Annotated in this window: 17 protein-coding genes; 11 read left to right on the top strand and 6 right to left on the bottom strand. The window is 42.1% G+C overall.

Annotated elements, in window-relative coordinates; genetic code table 11:
• Positions 1-16 precede the first annotated feature (16 nt).
• From zwf to ADH27_RS10360, 4 genes are all read right to left on the bottom strand, one after another.
• Positions 17-1,483 carry a glucose-6-phosphate dehydrogenase gene (gene zwf / locus ADH27_RS08700; protein WP_048717406.1) on the bottom strand — a complete coding sequence of 489 codons (1,467 nt, stop codon included), beginning with the start codon at positions 1,481-1,483 and terminating at the stop codon, positions 17-19.
• A 164-nt stretch (positions 1,484-1,647) separates the two neighbouring features.
• Positions 1,648-2,463: a TIGR03943 family putative permease subunit gene (locus ADH27_RS08695; RefSeq protein ID WP_048717404.1), complete on the bottom strand. Its 816-nt coding sequence runs from the start codon at positions 2,461-2,463 to the stop codon at positions 1,648-1,650.
• The gene (locus ADH27_RS08690; RefSeq protein WP_048717403.1) at positions 2,460-3,365 is read right to left on the bottom strand and encodes a permease; all 906 of its coding nucleotides are present in this window, start codon (positions 3,363-3,365) and stop codon (positions 2,460-2,462) included. The genes ADH27_RS08695 and ADH27_RS08690 overlap by 4 nt, the downstream gene beginning before the upstream one ends.
• Positions 3,362-3,508 (bottom strand): SPJ_0845 family protein, encoded by a 147-nt coding sequence (locus ADH27_RS10360; RefSeq protein ID WP_023023895.1) that lies wholly within the window; start codon positions 3,506-3,508, stop codon positions 3,362-3,364. Before ADH27_RS10360 ends, ADH27_RS08690 begins: the two co-directional genes overlap by 4 nt.
• A 119-nt stretch (positions 3,509-3,627) precedes the next feature.
• Here ADH27_RS10360 and ADH27_RS08685 point away from each other — a divergent pair, with 119 nt between their 5' ends.
• The 7 genes from ADH27_RS08685 to ADH27_RS08655 all read left to right on the top strand — a co-directional run bounded on the left by ADH27_RS08685 (position 3,628) and on the right by ADH27_RS08655 (position 9,508).
• Entirely contained in the window at positions 3,628-5,754 is a 2,127-nt protein-coding gene (locus ADH27_RS08685; RefSeq protein ID WP_048717400.1) for a Tex family protein, read from the top strand.
• Complete coding sequence (locus ADH27_RS08680) at positions 5,741-6,193, top strand: SprT family protein (RefSeq protein ID WP_048717399.1); 453 nt, start codon at positions 5,741-5,743, stop codon at positions 6,191-6,193. Before ADH27_RS08685 ends, ADH27_RS08680 begins: the two co-directional genes overlap by 14 nt.
• Positions 6,194-6,253: 60 nt before the next feature.
• Positions 6,254-6,529 (top strand): PspC domain-containing protein, encoded by a 276-nt coding sequence (locus ADH27_RS08675; RefSeq protein ID WP_048717397.1) that lies wholly within the window; start codon positions 6,254-6,256, stop codon positions 6,527-6,529.
• Positions 6,530-6,918: 389 nt separating this feature from the next.
• Positions 6,919-7,851 carry an HPr(Ser) kinase/phosphatase gene (gene hprK / locus ADH27_RS08670; protein WP_023027089.1) on the top strand — a complete coding sequence of 311 codons (933 nt, stop codon included), beginning with the start codon at positions 6,919-6,921 and terminating at the stop codon, positions 7,849-7,851.
• On the top strand, positions 7,848-8,630 hold the full coding sequence (lgt, locus tag ADH27_RS08665; protein ID WP_048717396.1) for a prolipoprotein diacylglyceryl transferase: 783 nt from the start codon (positions 7,848-7,850) through the stop codon (positions 8,628-8,630). The genes hprK and lgt overlap by 4 nt, the downstream gene beginning before the upstream one ends.
• Before the next feature lie 11 nt (positions 8,631-8,641).
• A complete protein-coding gene (locus ADH27_RS08660; protein WP_006595909.1) occupies positions 8,642-9,025 on the top strand; it encodes a DUF948 domain-containing protein in 384 nt (127 codons plus the stop codon).
• 15 nt (positions 9,026-9,040) lie between these two features.
• Positions 9,041-9,508 (top strand): YtxH domain-containing protein, encoded by a 468-nt coding sequence (locus ADH27_RS08655; protein ID WP_048717394.1) that lies wholly within the window; start codon positions 9,041-9,043, stop codon positions 9,506-9,508.
• Between the two features lie 98 nt (positions 9,509-9,606).
• Here the strand turns inward: ADH27_RS08655 and ADH27_RS08650 are convergent, their stop codons facing one another.
• The gene (locus ADH27_RS08650; protein ID WP_048717392.1) at positions 9,607-9,903 is read right to left on the bottom strand and encodes a DUF3270 family protein; all 297 of its coding nucleotides are present in this window, start codon (positions 9,901-9,903) and stop codon (positions 9,607-9,609) included.
• A 131-nt stretch (positions 9,904-10,034) separates the two neighbouring features.
• Between ADH27_RS08650 and ADH27_RS08645 the strand changes: the two genes are divergently transcribed.
• Entirely contained in the window at positions 10,035-10,964 is a 930-nt protein-coding gene (locus tag ADH27_RS08645; RefSeq protein WP_048717391.1) for a peptidase U32 family protein, read from the top strand.
• A gap of 162 nt (positions 10,965-11,126) precedes the next feature.
• The gene (locus ADH27_RS08640) at positions 11,127-12,413 is read left to right on the top strand and encodes a peptidase U32 family protein (RefSeq protein WP_048717389.1); all 1,287 of its coding nucleotides are present in this window, start codon (positions 11,127-11,129) and stop codon (positions 12,411-12,413) included.
• Between the two features lie 41 nt (positions 12,414-12,454).
• Here ADH27_RS08640 and ADH27_RS08635 read toward each other — a convergent pair whose 3' ends face one another.
• Positions 12,455-12,784: a hypothetical protein gene (locus tag ADH27_RS08635; protein ID WP_048717455.1), complete on the bottom strand. Its 330-nt coding sequence runs from the start codon at positions 12,782-12,784 to the stop codon at positions 12,455-12,457.
• Between the two features lie 90 nt (positions 12,785-12,874).
• Here ADH27_RS08635 and ADH27_RS08630 point away from each other — a divergent pair, with 90 nt between their 5' ends.
• Both ADH27_RS08630 and ADH27_RS08625 read left to right on the top strand, forming a co-directional pair.
• Positions 12,875-13,087, top strand: coding sequence for a YdbC family protein (locus ADH27_RS08630; protein ID WP_006597402.1), 213 nt, complete (start codon positions 12,875-12,877; stop codon positions 13,085-13,087).
• 338 nt (positions 13,088-13,425) lie between these two features.
• Positions 13,426-14,157 (top strand): cyclase family protein, encoded by a 732-nt coding sequence (locus ADH27_RS08625; RefSeq protein WP_048717387.1) that lies wholly within the window; start codon positions 13,426-13,428, stop codon positions 14,155-14,157.
• Positions 14,158-14,211: the final 54 nt, after the last annotated feature.

Genomic DNA, 14,211 nt, shown 5'->3' with positions numbered 1-14,211 from the left:
TAGTCAGTCGGACAATTTATTCTTCAATTGCTGGTTGCCAGACCCATTCCGCATTGTAATCCTTCAAGAGGTCAAAGGAAGCTTGAGGTCCCATGGTTCCAGATTTATATTCATGAAGAGGGACTTGATTTTCAGCCCACATGTGTTCGATTCGGTCAATTAAGTTCCAAGAGGCTCTAACTTCGTTCCAGTGGCTGAAGTTGGTTGAGTCATTGTTCAAGACATCATAGATCAATTTTTCGTAAGGCTCTGGAGAAGCACCAGTTGCAGTAGCTTCTGTTACATAGTCGAAGGAAATGGGAGCAATCTGGAACTGCTCGCCAACTTCTTTTCCGTTGACACTGAGAGAGAAACCTTCATTTGGTTGAATGTAGATGGTGAGCACATTTGGTGCAATTTCCTGACCAAAAATAGAGTCCATTTGTTTGAAGACGACATTCACATGGGTACCCTTCTTGGTCAGACGTTTTCCTGTACGGAAGAAGAAAGGTACTCCACGGAAGCGATCGCTATCCACAAAGAAGGCTCCAGAGGCAAAGGTCTCGGTCATGGATTCAGGGTTGACATTTGGTTCACTACGGTAAGAGATGTCCTTTTTCCCTTGAATTTTTCCAGAACGGTATTGACCTCGGATAAATAGTTTCTTTAATTCTTCATCAGATGGGTTGACCAATTGTTCAAAGACTTTCACCTTCTCTTTACGGATATCTTCCTTGGTGAAGGAGGCTGGTTTGTCCATAGCTAAAAGAGAAAGCAGTTGAAGGGTATGGTTTTGGACCATGTCGCGAAGGGCACCAGATTCATCATAGTAGCCACCACGTTCTTCGACTCCTAGTCGTTCTGCGAAAGTGATTTGAACATTGTCGATATAGTCACGATTCCAGATGTTTTCAAAAATTAGGTTGGCAAAGCGGAGGGCAAAGATGGACTGGATCATTTCTTTACCAAGATAATGGTCGATCCGGAAAATTTGCTCTTCCTCAAAGGTTTCTTCCAGTTCTTTGTTGAGCTGACTAGCTGTTTCCAAATCCGTTCCAAATGGTTTTTCAACGATCAAACGCTCAAAGCCTTTTCCATCCACAATGCCTTCAGATTTCAAATGTTTGGCAATCGTACCAAAGAATTGAGGTGCCATGGATAAGAAGAAGAGTTTATTATGTTCAGCTTGGTAGGTATCGTTGAGCTGATTTTGAAGTTCACGAAGCTTGATGTAGTGCTCCGTATCATTGACATCGTGGCTTTGGTAGTAAAAATGGCTGGCAAATTCTTGCGCCTGTTCAGGACTGTCTGCTAAATCCGAAATGGATTCAACGACAACGGATTCAAAGTATTCTTTGCTCCAAGGTCGACGAGCAGTTCCTATCACTGCAAAATGCTCGGAAAGATTTCCGGCTTTATAGAGTCTAAAAAGGGAAGGGTAGAGTTTGCGTTGAGCTAAATCTCCACTGGCCCCGAAAATGGTTACAATTACTTTTGAGGACATGTTCATACCTATTTTCTAACTTGATAAACCATATTCTACCATAAAATTCAGAAAATTTCTCTTTGAAAGTAAAAGGATTCGGACTTTAAAAGAGAATGAAAGTGGAAGAAGCCACTAAAAAAGGTTGGACCGAAAGGTCACAACCGAGAGATGTTTAACGTCCTTTAGAAGACCCGATAGACATAAGGATTCGTAGGTTTTTCTACTGAGTGGGCTTCCTTTATTTCTAAGATAGGAAGGGTTTGGCCAAGTTGTTTATGGTATTGAATCTTGAGAGTTCCAGTAGCCTGGACCCAGGTATTATCGTCATAGGTTTGGGAGGCTCCTTTGGTTAACAAACCATAGACTCCTGAATCAGCGATACAGTGGATAATTCCAAAACGGAAAAGGAACTGACTGCCCGGATCCTGGGGATCCTTATAAATGAAGCCGGTTAGGGTAAAGGTTTTTCCAGCAAATTCATCTGGATAGTCGTAGATCACTTCCATGACTTCCATATAGTTTTCTGTCGTGATCTGGATATGATCTTGCTTGAGGTACTTCTTGGCTGCAGCCCTCATCTCAGATTCATAAGCAGACTTGGTAAAATAACTGCTAGTATCTGGCTTGAGGTATTGGTTGGTTGTCCCCTCATCATTTTGAATATCTTTGGAAGAGCCAGCCGCGATGGGAAAATGATAGCCCTTGGCTGAAACCGTTTGGGAATCCAAGGTCACTGTCGGGAAGCCAATCCCTACAATCAAGGGAATCAGGAGCAGAAGAATACTCATGACTTTGGCTTTTTTACTGGTGAGGTGACTATGAACGGGCAGATTCTTCATCCAAATATAGAGCTGGACAACAGCCAAGAGGAAGGAAAGAATCATAGAGATATAGGCTAAATAAGAATAGTGCATATTGATGTATTGGTTTAGCTTACCAGAAAGCTGCAAATACATAGTAATTTCGAAATAGCCTGCTAAAATGAGAAATCGAATCATAGGACCACCCCCACAAACCAAGCATAAACCAAGACAACGAGACTGACGATGCTAATGAATTGGACAATAAAGCGATTGGTCAGATAATTCTTCATCATCAAGAGGTTCTTGACGTCTAACATAGGTCCGATAACCAGAAAGGCTAAAACGGGAGCTAAGCCAAAACTCGAGAGAAGGGAAGAGCCGATAAAAGCGTCCGCCTCACTACACAAGGAGAGGAGGAAGGAGAGAAGCATAAGGAGGAGTATGGCTAGGAGTGGCGTCGCTGAAATAGAAGTTAGCACGCGAGTTGGCACATAAACCTGAACCACACTGGCAAATAAACAACCGAAGACCAGATAGCGTCCAGTGTCGAAAAACTCGTCAATGGCCTGCACAAACACTTGGAAGAAGCGTTGACCGGCAGATAGTTTTGAAAAGTCATGAAGATGGACTTCCTTGCGGTTGGCCCGTTGAATAGAAGCTGTTTGGAAAAAACCTAGGAAAATTCCCAGAACAGTCGCCACCAGGATAGAGCCGATCGCTCGTAAGAAAGCCATTTGAATAGAATTGCCAAAGGCAGAATAAGTGGCAAAGAGGACAATGGGATTAATAACCGGGGCTGTCACTAGGAAGGGCACAGCTGTATAGCTAGGTACCTTCTTCTCTAAAAAGCGATTGATGATGGGGACGATACCACACTCACAGGAAGGGAAAATAAAGCCAATCAAGGTCCCAAATAGAATTCTCCCCCATTTATTTTTGGGAAGGGCTCGGTAGACTTTTTCAGGGGTAATGTAGACATCAATCGCCCCTGAAATGATACTTCCAATTAAAACAAAGGGAAGGGCTTCAATCATAATCGAAAGAAAAATCGCTCCAGCCTGAAGGACACTGGTTGGCAGTTGTTGGAAGAAACTCATTTGTTAGAATCCTTCTGCTCTTTTTCCCCTGCTTTCTCATTCTTCTTGTCATCTGGTAAAGTGACTTGAGGGGGATCTGGGAAGACAGCAAATTCCTCAAAGAGTTTGTCTAAATCGTCTGTTTTTGAAAATTTAATCGCCATGATAGGCCTCCTTTTCTTTTTTTCTCATTATATCAAATTCTCATAAAAGAGGGGAAAATCAAGTCTAAAAGTAAGATGAAAAAGCAGTATAGAAGGCCTTCTATGGTATAATAGAAGCTATGGAAAAATATGAAAAAATAGCCCAAGAATTGGGCGTCAGTCTCAAACAAATTGATACTGTTTTGACCTTGACAGCAGAGGGATCCACCATCCCCTTTATCGCTCGGTATCGAAAAGATGCTACGGGTAATTTAGATGAAGTAGCCATCAAAGCTATTATCGACATGGACAAGTCTTTAACAGCCTTAGCCGATCGGAAAGAAACTGTTCTCGCTAAGATTGAAGAGCTTGGGAAACTGACCCCAGCCTTAAAAGAAGCAATTGAGCAAGCTGAAAATTTGGCGGATGTGGAAGAATTGTATCTTCCCTATAAGGAAAAACGCCGGACCAAGGCAACCATTGCGCGTGAGGCAGGACTTTTTCCACTTGCTCGGATGATTCTGCAAGATCAAAAGGACTTGGAAACAGCAGCAGAAGAATTCCTATCTGAAGGATTTCCAACTGTAAAGGATGCAATCTCTGGTGCTATCGATATCTTGGTCGAAGCTATTGCAGAAGATCCACAATTGCGCAACCTTACCTACCAGGAGATTCGCAAACACTCTTTAATCACCTCTAGCTTGAAGGATGAGAGCAAAGACGAGAAGCAGGTCTTCCAAATCTATTATGATTTTTCTGAGAAGATTGCAAACATGCAGGGCTACCGAACCCTTGCCTTAAACCGTGGAGAGAAATTAGGGGTATTAAAGGTTGGATTTGAGCATCCTGTAGACCGTTTGATTCGTCATTTTGAAGCCCGATTTAAATCGAAGAATAGCTACATTGAAGAAGTCATTAACCAGGCTCTGAAAAAGAAAATGCTTCCAGCTATGGAGCGTCGAATTCGGACAGAACTGACAGAAGTGGCAGAAGATGGAGCCATTCAGCTTTTCTCTGAAAATCTTCGTCACCTTTTGCTGATTGCTCCCCTCAAGGGGCGCGTGGTCTTGGGATTTGACCCAGCTTTTCGAACAGGAGCTAAATTAGCTGTTGTCGATCAGACAGGAAAGATGTTGACCACCCAGGTGATTTACCCTGTTGCGCCGGCTAAACCAGCACAAATTGAAGCAGCCAAAGAAGAACTGAAACGACTGATTCGTCAATACGGTGTGGAAATCATTGCGATCGGGAACGGGACGGCTAGTCGAGAGAGCGAAGCCTTTGTTGCGGAAGTTCTCAAGGAAGTTCCAAATGTCAGCTATGTCATTGTGAACGAGAGCGGGGCATCTGTCTATTCAGCTAGTGAATTGGCTCGCCATGAGTTTCCAGAACTGACGGTTGAAAAGCGCTCAGCCATCTCCATTGCCCGTCGGTTGCAGGATCCACTGGCTGAGTTGGTTAAGATTGATCCAAAATCAATTGGAGTCGGCCAGTACCAGCATGATGTCAGCCAGAAGAAATTATCTGAAAGCCTTGATTTTGTAGTTGATACCGTGGTAAACCAAGTCGGGGTTAATATTAACACTGCTAGTCCAGCCCTCTTGTCCCACGTGGCTGGTCTCAATAAAACCATTTCTGAGAACATCGTGAAGTACCGGGAAGAAGAAGGGTTGATCACCTCTCGGGCACAGATCAAAAAAGTTCCTCGTCTGGGAGCCAAGGCCTTTGAACAAGCAGCTGGTTTCTTACGGATCCCAGAAAGTGAGAATTTCCTCGATCGGACAGGGGTCCATCCAGAAAGTTACCCTGCAGTGAAGAAGCTCTTTACCTTACTAGGGATCACGGAAATGGATGAAGAGGCCCAAGCCAAATTGAAACAAATTGACACGGTTTCTATGGCCCAGGAACTTGAAATTGGTCCTGAAACCTTGAAAGATATTGTCGCAGATCTTCTCAAACCAGGTCGCGATTTACGTGATTCTTTTGATGCTCCTGTCCTACGCCAGGATGTTCTTGATTTGAAAGACTTGAAGATTGGTCAAAAATTAGAAGGAGTTGTCCGCAATGTTGTTGACTTTGGAGCCTTTGTCGATATTGGGATTCATGAAGATGGTTTGATCCACATTTCACAGATGAGTCAGCAATTTATCAAGCATCCAAGTCAAGTTGTTTCAGTTGGTGACCTAGTGACCGTTTGGGTCTACAAGATTGATTTAGAACGGGAAAAAGTAAATCTTTCCCTCTTGGCACCACATGAATCTGACTAAATACGTTCAAGAAGTATCGCTGGAAGATTTTGGTCGCCCTTTTCTTCACCAAGCCATCTGGAATCCTCGCTTGCGTTCGACCGGCGGTCGCTTCTTTCCTAAAGATGGCCATCTGGATTTCAATCCTAGAATCCTAGAGATATATGGCTGGGAAATTTTTCGAAAGATTGTCCGTCATGAGTTGTGTCACTACCATCTCTACTATATGAAAAAGGGCTATCGCCATCAGGATCAGGACTTCAAGACCTTGCTTAGAGAAGTAGACGGCTTGCGGTATGCCCCTTCAGTTGATAAGGGAAACTATAAGATTTATGTTTGTACGAGCTGTGGGCAAGAATTCAGGAGAAAGCGGCAGATTGATCTGCAAAAGTACCGCTGTGGGCGGTGTCGAGGACTACTTAAGTATCAAGGGACAATTGATCCAGGAAATCGGCCTTGAGTCGGATGACAGTGACTTGATTTCGGGATATACTGTTCTAAAATAATAGGAGGTAGGCCCTTGAATCCAACTTTTTATAAATTACGTCGAGGCAGAATCGTTTTCGGAGTATTTGCTGGACTAGCGGATCGATTTGGGCTCGATGCAAACCTATTGCGTTTTCTCTTTGTGCTCTTTAGTATCTTTCATGCTTATGGGCTTGTAGGCTTGGCTATTTATTGCCTGTGTGCCTTCTCCTTGCCGTATAAAGAAGACCTTGAAAGAGAAGAGTATGGCCTCGGACCTCGCAAACGGAAGGATGCACAGGTAATCAAAGACGATGATCCATTCTTTTAAAGAATTTTCATGAATCGAATAAGAATGTGAGGCTGGGACAAAAGTCCTAGCCTCTCAATTGTCTTTGGATTATCGAGCAAGACGCAGTGGTTGAGTGAGCTCTACTACGCTGATTTCATCAGCTTTTACAGCCCTACTCAACTGTGCGGAGGTGGGACGACGAAATCGAATTCTAACGAATTACCGATTTCTGTCCCACTCTCATCTTTTTTTTAAAATGAAGAAACGATAGAAATATGGGATAACAAGGATAAAGAGAAACATCAAATAGTACTGGAATGAGTGTGAGAATAATAGCATCAGTTTCGATACTAAAAAAAGATGCTTGAGCAAGTCTTACCTGGGATAATTTGCTATAATAGTAAGAGAAAACAAAAAGGGAGAAGCCTATGGCAATAACAGTCCGAGATTTAATTGATAAGCTTCGTTTGAAGGTTGTGTACGGCAATGAAAGCCTATTTGAAAAAGAAATCACAACGGCAGATATTTCACGTCCTGGACTTGAAATGACAGGATATTTTGATTACTATACTCCAGAACGAATTCAATTGGTTGGGATGAAAGAGTGGTCTTACCTCATCAAGATGACCTCCCACAATCGTCACCAAGTTTTGAGAAAGATGTTCCAGCCGGAAACACCGGTACTCATCATCGCGCGGGATCTAGAGGTTCCCGAAGAAATGCTTCGCGCCGCTGAGGAAAAGCAAATCGCGATTTTAAGCAGTCGCGTTCCAACTAGTCGCCTGTCTGGTGAACTGTCAAGCTACCTAGATTCTCTCCTTGCGGAAAGAACTAGTGTCCATGGTGTCTTGATGGATATCTATGGCATGGGGGTTCTGATCCAAGGAGATAGTGGAATCGGGAAGAGTGAGACTGGGTTAGAGCTCGTCAAACGAGGCCATCGTTTGGTAGCAGATGACCGGGTAGATGTCTTCGCCCGTGATGAGATGACCTTGTGGGGTGAGCCCGCTGAAATTCTACGCCATATGTTAGAGATTCGGGGAGTAGGGATTATTGATGTCATGAGTCTCTATGGTGCCAGTGCTGTGAAAGATTCTTCACAGGTTCAAATCGCGGTCTATTTAGAAAACTACACCAAGGAACAAACCTACGATCGTCTTGGCAATAATGCAGAAGAAATTGAGTTCTGTGGAGTGACTATTCCAAGAATTCGCATCCCTGTTAAGACAGGTCGCAATATTTCCGTTGTCATTGAAGCAGCTGCGATGAACTACCGCGCCAAAGAAATGGGATATGATGCTACTAAAACCTTTGAAGATCGATTGACCCAGTTGATTGATCAGAATGAGGTGAAAGTATGAATCCAGTAGCCATTCAACTTGGTCCCTTTAGCATTCGCTGGTATGCGATTTGTATCGTCCTCGGTCTCCTTTTGGCGGTTATCCTGTCTATGAAAGAAGCCCCTCGTAAAGGGATAGAGTCAGACGATATTATTGATTTCATTCTGATTGCTTTTCCAGTAGCAATCATAGGGGCTCGTCTTTACTATGTTATTTTTCAATGGTCTTATTACAGGGAACACCCAGGAGAGATTTTTGCCGTATGGAACGGTGGGATTGCTATCTATGGTGGACTCCTGGCAGGGGCTCTAGTCCTCTACCTATTTTCACGCAGTCGTTTGATTGATCCAGTTGATTTCTTAGATATCGCTGCACCGAGTGTCATGATTGCTCAAAGTATTGGCCGTTGGGGCAATTTTGTTAACCAAGAAGCCTACGGAGCCATTGTTAAGAATTTAGATTATTTACCTTCTTTCATTCGTAATCAGATGTTTATCGATGGACATTACCGTCAACCGACCTTCTTATATGAATCTTGTTGGAACTTGCTTGGTTTTGTACTGATTCTTTACTTGCGTCGTCGTCCGAAACTGTTGAGAAAGGGCGAAATTACTGCTTTCTATCTAATCTGGTATGGCTTTGGTCGAATGATTATTGAAGGAATGCGGACAGATAGCTTGATGTTTTTGGGAATTCGAGTATCACAATGGCTTTCCCTGATCCTCATCCTACTTGGTATCAGCATCATGATCTATCAACGAAAAAAGAATGCACCATTTTATAGAACGGAAATAGATTAAGGAGAAAAGAAATGTTTATTGAAATTGCCTATGGGCTTTTAGGGTTAGCTTTAGTAGTTTTGGTCATCTACTTGATTATCTTGTTTTCAAAGATTGGAAAAGTTGTAGATGAGACTCAGGTAACGATTAAGACCTTGACATCAGATGTGAATGTAACCTTACACCAAACCAATGAGTTGTTAGCAAAAGTGAATGTTTTGACAGAAGATTTGAATCAAAAGGTTGCAACCATTGATCCACTCTTCACTGCAGTGGCAGATTTGTCTGTATCTGTATCAGATTTGAATGATCAGGCTCGTCAGATTAGCAAAAAAGCTGTCGTTGTTGGTGGAAAGACTGTTAAAACATCCGTCGGATTAAAAGCAGCTCGCATGGCTATGAAATTATTTAAATAAGAAAAGAGGTACCTTATGGGACGTTTATCATCATTATTAATTGGAACGATCACTGGCGCATCCGCAGCCTACTTCCTGACAACCAAAAAAGGGAAAGAGTTGACTGGTAAAGTCAAAGGTTTTATAAAAGAATACCAAGAGAACCCACAAGAAGTTCATGATTCTGTGAAACAATCTGCAATGGAACTATCCAAGCAAGCATCAGACGCTATTCAGCAAACCAAGGAAAAAGTTGAAAGTGGCGAGATCAACAAAGACACTGTTATCGAGACAGTGAAAGATAAGACGCAGGATGTGGTAGAATTTTCACAAGATGCTATCCAAACGATTAAGGAAAAAATCCAGCAAAAGACCGGCAATCAAGCAAGTCCTTTCCAGCCTAAACAGGAAAAAGAAAGTGAAGAGATTGTCCTTGAATTAGAAGAAACAGCTCTTCCAGAAGTGGAAGAAGAGATCAAAGAAACAGCTGTAGAAGAAGAATAAAATAATCCCTCACCAATGGTGAGGGATTTCTTTTATGAGATGACAAACGAGGATGGGGAATGCCAAAAAGCCTCCCGAAGGAGGCTAAAAAATTAATCTTAGTCCTGTTTCCGTTTTAACTGGAAAATACGGAAAGCTTGGATACTTCCCAAACTACAAGCAATTGCTGAGGCAAAAGCAAAGAAGGTATTCATCTTCATTGATAAAAAGACGAAACTAAATAAAACAGTTAAGACACAAAACACAGCAATATTAAGGAAAAATAGTAGCTCACTTAATTGCGGAGCTGGTTCAGTATCAAGGTTAAAATCATAATTAGTTGTTGTATTCTCTTGTTGAAGAGGGACTTCGACATAGTCGTATTCTTCAACAATTCTAAGTTTTCTTGCGGGCATATTTCTCTCTCCTAACAGTACTCTATTATTTTAACACGTTTTCAAGCATAGAAATGTTACAAAACTGTTACAATTTTTACAAAATTAAGAAATTTAGAGAGCAAAATAACTTTTTTGGTATAATAGTTTTCATGAAAAAGATAATTATTACAGCTACAGCTGAAAGTATTGAACAGGTTCAAGCCCTTCTAGAAGTAGGTGTGGACCGTATTTATGTCGGCGAAAAGGAATTTGGATTACGACTTCCTCACACTTTCTCGTATGACGAATTAAGTCGAATTTCTGATCTAGTCCATGCGGCAGGTAAGGAAATGACAGTGGCTGTCAATGCCTTGATGCACCAAGACATGATGGATCGTATCAAACCATTTTTAGATCTCCTTGCTTCGATTGACGTCGATTATATCACGGTAGGAGATGCAGGCGTCTTTTATGTATTGAAGCGGGATGGCTACAGCTTTAAAACAATTTATGATGCTTCAACTATGGTGACAAGTAGCCGTCAGATTAATTTCTGGGGACAAAAGGCTGGTGCTTCAGAAGCAGTTCTTGCTCGAGAAATCCCATCTGCAGAGCTTTTCAAGATGCCAGAAATCTTAGAGATTCCTGCTGAAGTATTGGTTTATGGGGCCAGTGTGATTCATCATTCCAAACGCCCTCTTTTGCAGAATTACTACAATTTTACGCACATCGATGACGAAAAGACGAGAGAGCGAGATCTCTTTTTGGCAGAACCAGGAGATCCAGAAAGCCACTATTCTATCTTTGAGGACAAGCATGGAACTCATATTTTTGCCAATAATGACCTGGATTTGATGACCAAACTCTCTGAGTTAGTCGAGCATGGTTTTACCCACTGGAAGTTAGAGGGGATTTATACACCTGGTCAAAACTTTGTGGAAATTGCCAAGTGTTTTGTGAAAGCACGAGAGCTTCTAGAAGCTGGGACCTTCACATCTGATCAAGCATTCTTATTGGATGAGCAGATTCACCAATTGCATCCTAAGAATCGTTTCCTTGACACTGGATTTTATGATTACGATCCAGACATGGTTAAATAAAGGAGAAAAGCCTGCCAGGAGTGCGGGCCTTCCTTTTTGGTGATGGTAAAGAATGAGAATTGTCAAAACAATTCCCAAACCATTGCCTTTCAACTTAATTTGCTATAAAATAGACAAGATTGATAATCTAACTAATATACTTGTAATATACTAGGAGATATGATGACAAAACAATTGAAACGTCCTGAGGTTCTATCACCTGCGGGAACACTTGAAAAACTAAAGGTTGCTGTGCGCTATGGTGCGGATGCCGTCTTTATTGGTGGACAGGCTTATGGGCTTCGTAGCCGTGCAGGGAACTTCACTTTCGAGCAAATGGAAGAAGGTGTCCAATTTGCGGCCAAGTATGGTGCCAAGGTCTATGTTGCAGCCAATATGGTCATGCATGAAGGAAATGAAGTTGGAGCTGGTGAATGGTTCCGTCGCTTACGGGATATCGGAATCGCAGCGGTCATTGTTTCAGACCCTGCCTTGATTACCATCGCAGCGACAGAGGCTCCCGGCTTGGAAATTCACCTCTCTACCCAAGCTAGTGCCACCAACTATGAAACCCTCGAGTTTTGGAAAGACTTGGGCTTGACACGGGTCGTTTTGGCTCGGGAAGTTTCAATGGAAGAACTAGCGGAAATTCGTAAGCGGACGGACGTTGAGATTGAAGCCTTTGTTCATGGAGCAATGTGTATTTCCTACTCTGGCCGTTGTACCTTGTCCAATCATATGAGTATGCGGGATGCCAACCGTGGCGGATGTTCCCAATCTTGTCGTTGGAAGTATGATCTCTATGATATGCCATTTGGCCAAGAACGTAAGAGTCTCAAAGGGGAAATCCCTGAAGAATTCTCGATGTCAGCAGTGGATATGTCGATGATTGACCATATCCCTGATATGATTGAAAATGGAGTGGACAGTCTCAAGATTGAAGGTCGGATGAAGTCCATTCACTATGTCTCTACCGTAACGAACTGCTACAAGGCAGCTGTTGATGCTTATTTGGAAAGTCCTGAAAAGTTTGAAGCGATTAAGCAAGACTTGATTGATGAAATGTGGAAGGTAGCCCAACGTGAGTTGGCTACAGGATTCTATTACGGAACACCATCTGAAAACGAGCAACTGTTTGGGGCTCGTCGGAAGATTCCAGAGTACAAGTTTGTCGGAGAAGTGGTAGCCTATGATGCGGACAAGCAAATTGCGACCATTCGACAACGGAATGTCATCAATGAAGGAGACCAAGTAGAATTTTACGGACCTGGGTTCCGTCATTTTGAAACAGTCATTGAAGATTTGCATGATGCCAAGGGCAATAAAATTGATCGGGCTCCAAATCCGATGGAGTTATTGACCATTCATATGTCAACTCCAGTTGAACCAGGTGATATGATCCGTGCTCTTAAAGAAGGCTTGATCAACCTCTATAAAGAGGATGGAACCAGCCAAACAGTTCGTGCATAAAACGTAAAAAAAAACACCGCATGCTTCGCGAGCTTGGAAGTTTACGGTGTTTTTTGTTGTGCGATTCGAATCGTATGTGGAACGAGACTAATCTTTTGAATGTCAGAAATTCGAATGATGGTTGACATACTCTTTTTAAAATTCTTGACAATAAGTTGTTTTCGTTCCTGATCATATTTAACGATATCGCCTGTAAAACTCTTATTTTGGAAGATGACATGGACTCCTTGTTTTTTTCGAAGGGCCAGTTCAATAATCTGAATCGTTTTACCATCCTCTAAAGGAGCTGGTAGAGAGGTTTTATCGTTGAAAAATTCATTGGCTCGGTCCTTGAGAAGCTCAAGAAATCTTTTCATAGCATAATTCTCCATAAGTTGATACAATATATTATAGAAAATTTCATTCATTTTGTAAAATTTTTTACGAATTATTAAGGTGAAAGACATTGAAAGGAGTATTAAATGGCAGATTTTAGTTTTGAAATTGAAGAACAACTCTTGGTCTTATCTGAAAATGAAAAAGGATGGACCAAGGAGTTAAACCGGGTTAGCTTTAATGGAGCACCTGCCAAGTATGATATCCGAACTTGGAGCCCAGACCATACGAAGATGGGCAAGGGGATCACTTTGACCAACGAAGAATTCCAAGTTCTGCTAGATGCATTTAAACAGTAATAGGCTGAGTAAGAAAGAGAGTAGGACAGAAATCGGTAATTCGTTAGAATTCGATTTCGTCGTCCCACCTCCGCACAGTTGAGTAGGGCTGTAAAAGCTGATGAAATCAGCGTGGTAGAGCCCACTCAACCACTGCGTCTTGCTCGATAATCCAAATACAATTGAGAGGCTAGGACTTTTGTCCCAGCCTCTTTTTTGATGCTTTCTATAATTATAGTTTGAAACTATATCCCATTCAAGAAAACAAGATTAACGCAAATCATTGTGGATGATGGGATAGACTGTTATAATAACCTTATTCATTTATGCCATGTAGCACTTATAGGAAAGGAATCCATATGTCAGATTTACTAAGTATTTATAAAGAATTGCAAGCTAAAAAATGGGTGGACTTGAGTCACCAAATCAATGCAGAAAGCCCACACTTCCCAGCTCTTCCTGCCTTGCAACAAGAAGACCTTTTCACATTAAAAGATGGTTTCCATGTTCAAAAATTTACAGTGGTTGGTCAATACGGAACGCATATTGATGCACCAATTCACTTTGTAGAAGGGGGCCGTTGGTTGGATGAGATTGACCTCAAAGATCTCCTCTTGCCACTCTATGTTATCGACAAGTCTAAAGAAGTAGCAGCCAATCCAAACTTTATCTTGAGCAAACAAGATATCTTAGATTTTGAAGCTGAACATGGACAAATTGTAGAAGGAGCTTTTGTTGCCTTCCGTAGTGATTGGTCAAAACGTTGGCCAGATCAAGATGCTATGCGTAACCTTGATGAAAATGGGGTTCAACAAAGTCCAGGATGGAGCCGTGAAGCCTTGGAATTTTTGATTCATGAACGCCATGTTAAGGCTGTGGGTCATGAAACCTTTGACACAGATGCTGGTATTCCAGCAGCAGAACACGGCTTGGTCAATGAATACTACCTTTTGGAGCAAAATATCTACCAAGTAGAAGTCTTGAACCACTTGGATCAAGTGCCTGCCGTAGGTGCCTTGATTTCAATTGCCTTCCCTCACTGGGACAAGGCAACTGGTTCACCTGTCCGTGCCATTGCTATCTTGCCTTAAATAAACAGAGTCTGAAGCGTATCTTCGGGCTCTTTTATATGGATGTTGAAATCT

It is taken from the genome of Streptococcus sp. 343_SSPC (genome assembly GCF_001072385.1).
Lineage (GTDB): Bacteria > Bacillota > Bacilli > Lactobacillales > Streptococcaceae > Streptococcus.
This window is presented reverse-complemented; position numbering and strand designations above follow the sequence as displayed.

Coding starts and splice junctions, on each gene's coding strand:
- ADH27_RS08635 (WP_048717455.1), bottom strand. CDS start 12,784: ATGGAGAATTATGCTATGAAAAGATTTCTTGAGCTTCTCAAGGACCGA.
- zwf (WP_048717406.1), bottom strand. CDS start 1,483: ATGTCCTCAAAAGTAATTGTAACCATTTTCGGGGCCAGTGGAGATTTA.
- ADH27_RS08630 (WP_006597402.1), top strand. CDS start 12,875: ATGGCAGATTTTAGTTTTGAAATTGAAGAACAACTCTTGGTCTTATCT.
- ADH27_RS08660 (WP_006595909.1), top strand. CDS start 8,642: ATGTTTATTGAAATTGCCTATGGGCTTTTAGGGTTAGCTTTAGTAGTT.
- hprK (WP_023027089.1), top strand. CDS start 6,919: ATGGCAATAACAGTCCGAGATTTAATTGATAAGCTTCGTTTGAAGGTT.
- lgt (WP_048717396.1), top strand. CDS start 7,848: ATGAATCCAGTAGCCATTCAACTTGGTCCCTTTAGCATTCGCTGGTAT.
- ADH27_RS08680 (WP_048717399.1), top strand. CDS start 5,741: ATGAATCTGACTAAATACGTTCAAGAAGTATCGCTGGAAGATTTTGGT.
- ADH27_RS08655 (WP_048717394.1), top strand. CDS start 9,041: ATGGGACGTTTATCATCATTATTAATTGGAACGATCACTGGCGCATCC.
- ADH27_RS10360 (WP_023023895.1), bottom strand. CDS start 3,508: ATGGCGATTAAATTTTCAAAAACAGACGATTTAGACAAACTCTTTGAG.
- ADH27_RS08685 (WP_048717400.1), top strand. CDS start 3,628: ATGGAAAAATATGAAAAAATAGCCCAAGAATTGGGCGTCAGTCTCAAA.
- ADH27_RS08690 (WP_048717403.1), bottom strand. CDS start 3,365: ATGAGTTTCTTCCAACAACTGCCAACCAGTGTCCTTCAGGCTGGAGCG.
- ADH27_RS08695 (WP_048717404.1), bottom strand. CDS start 2,463: ATGATTCGATTTCTCATTTTAGCAGGCTATTTCGAAATTACTATGTAT.
- ADH27_RS08645 (WP_048717391.1), top strand. CDS start 10,035: ATGAAAAAGATAATTATTACAGCTACAGCTGAAAGTATTGAACAGGTT.
- ADH27_RS08625 (WP_048717387.1), top strand. CDS start 13,426: ATGTCAGATTTACTAAGTATTTATAAAGAATTGCAAGCTAAAAAATGG.
- ADH27_RS08640 (WP_048717389.1), top strand. CDS start 11,127: ATGACAAAACAATTGAAACGTCCTGAGGTTCTATCACCTGCGGGAACA.
- ADH27_RS08650 (WP_048717392.1), bottom strand. CDS start 9,903: ATGCCCGCAAGAAAACTTAGAATTGTTGAAGAATACGACTATGTCGAA.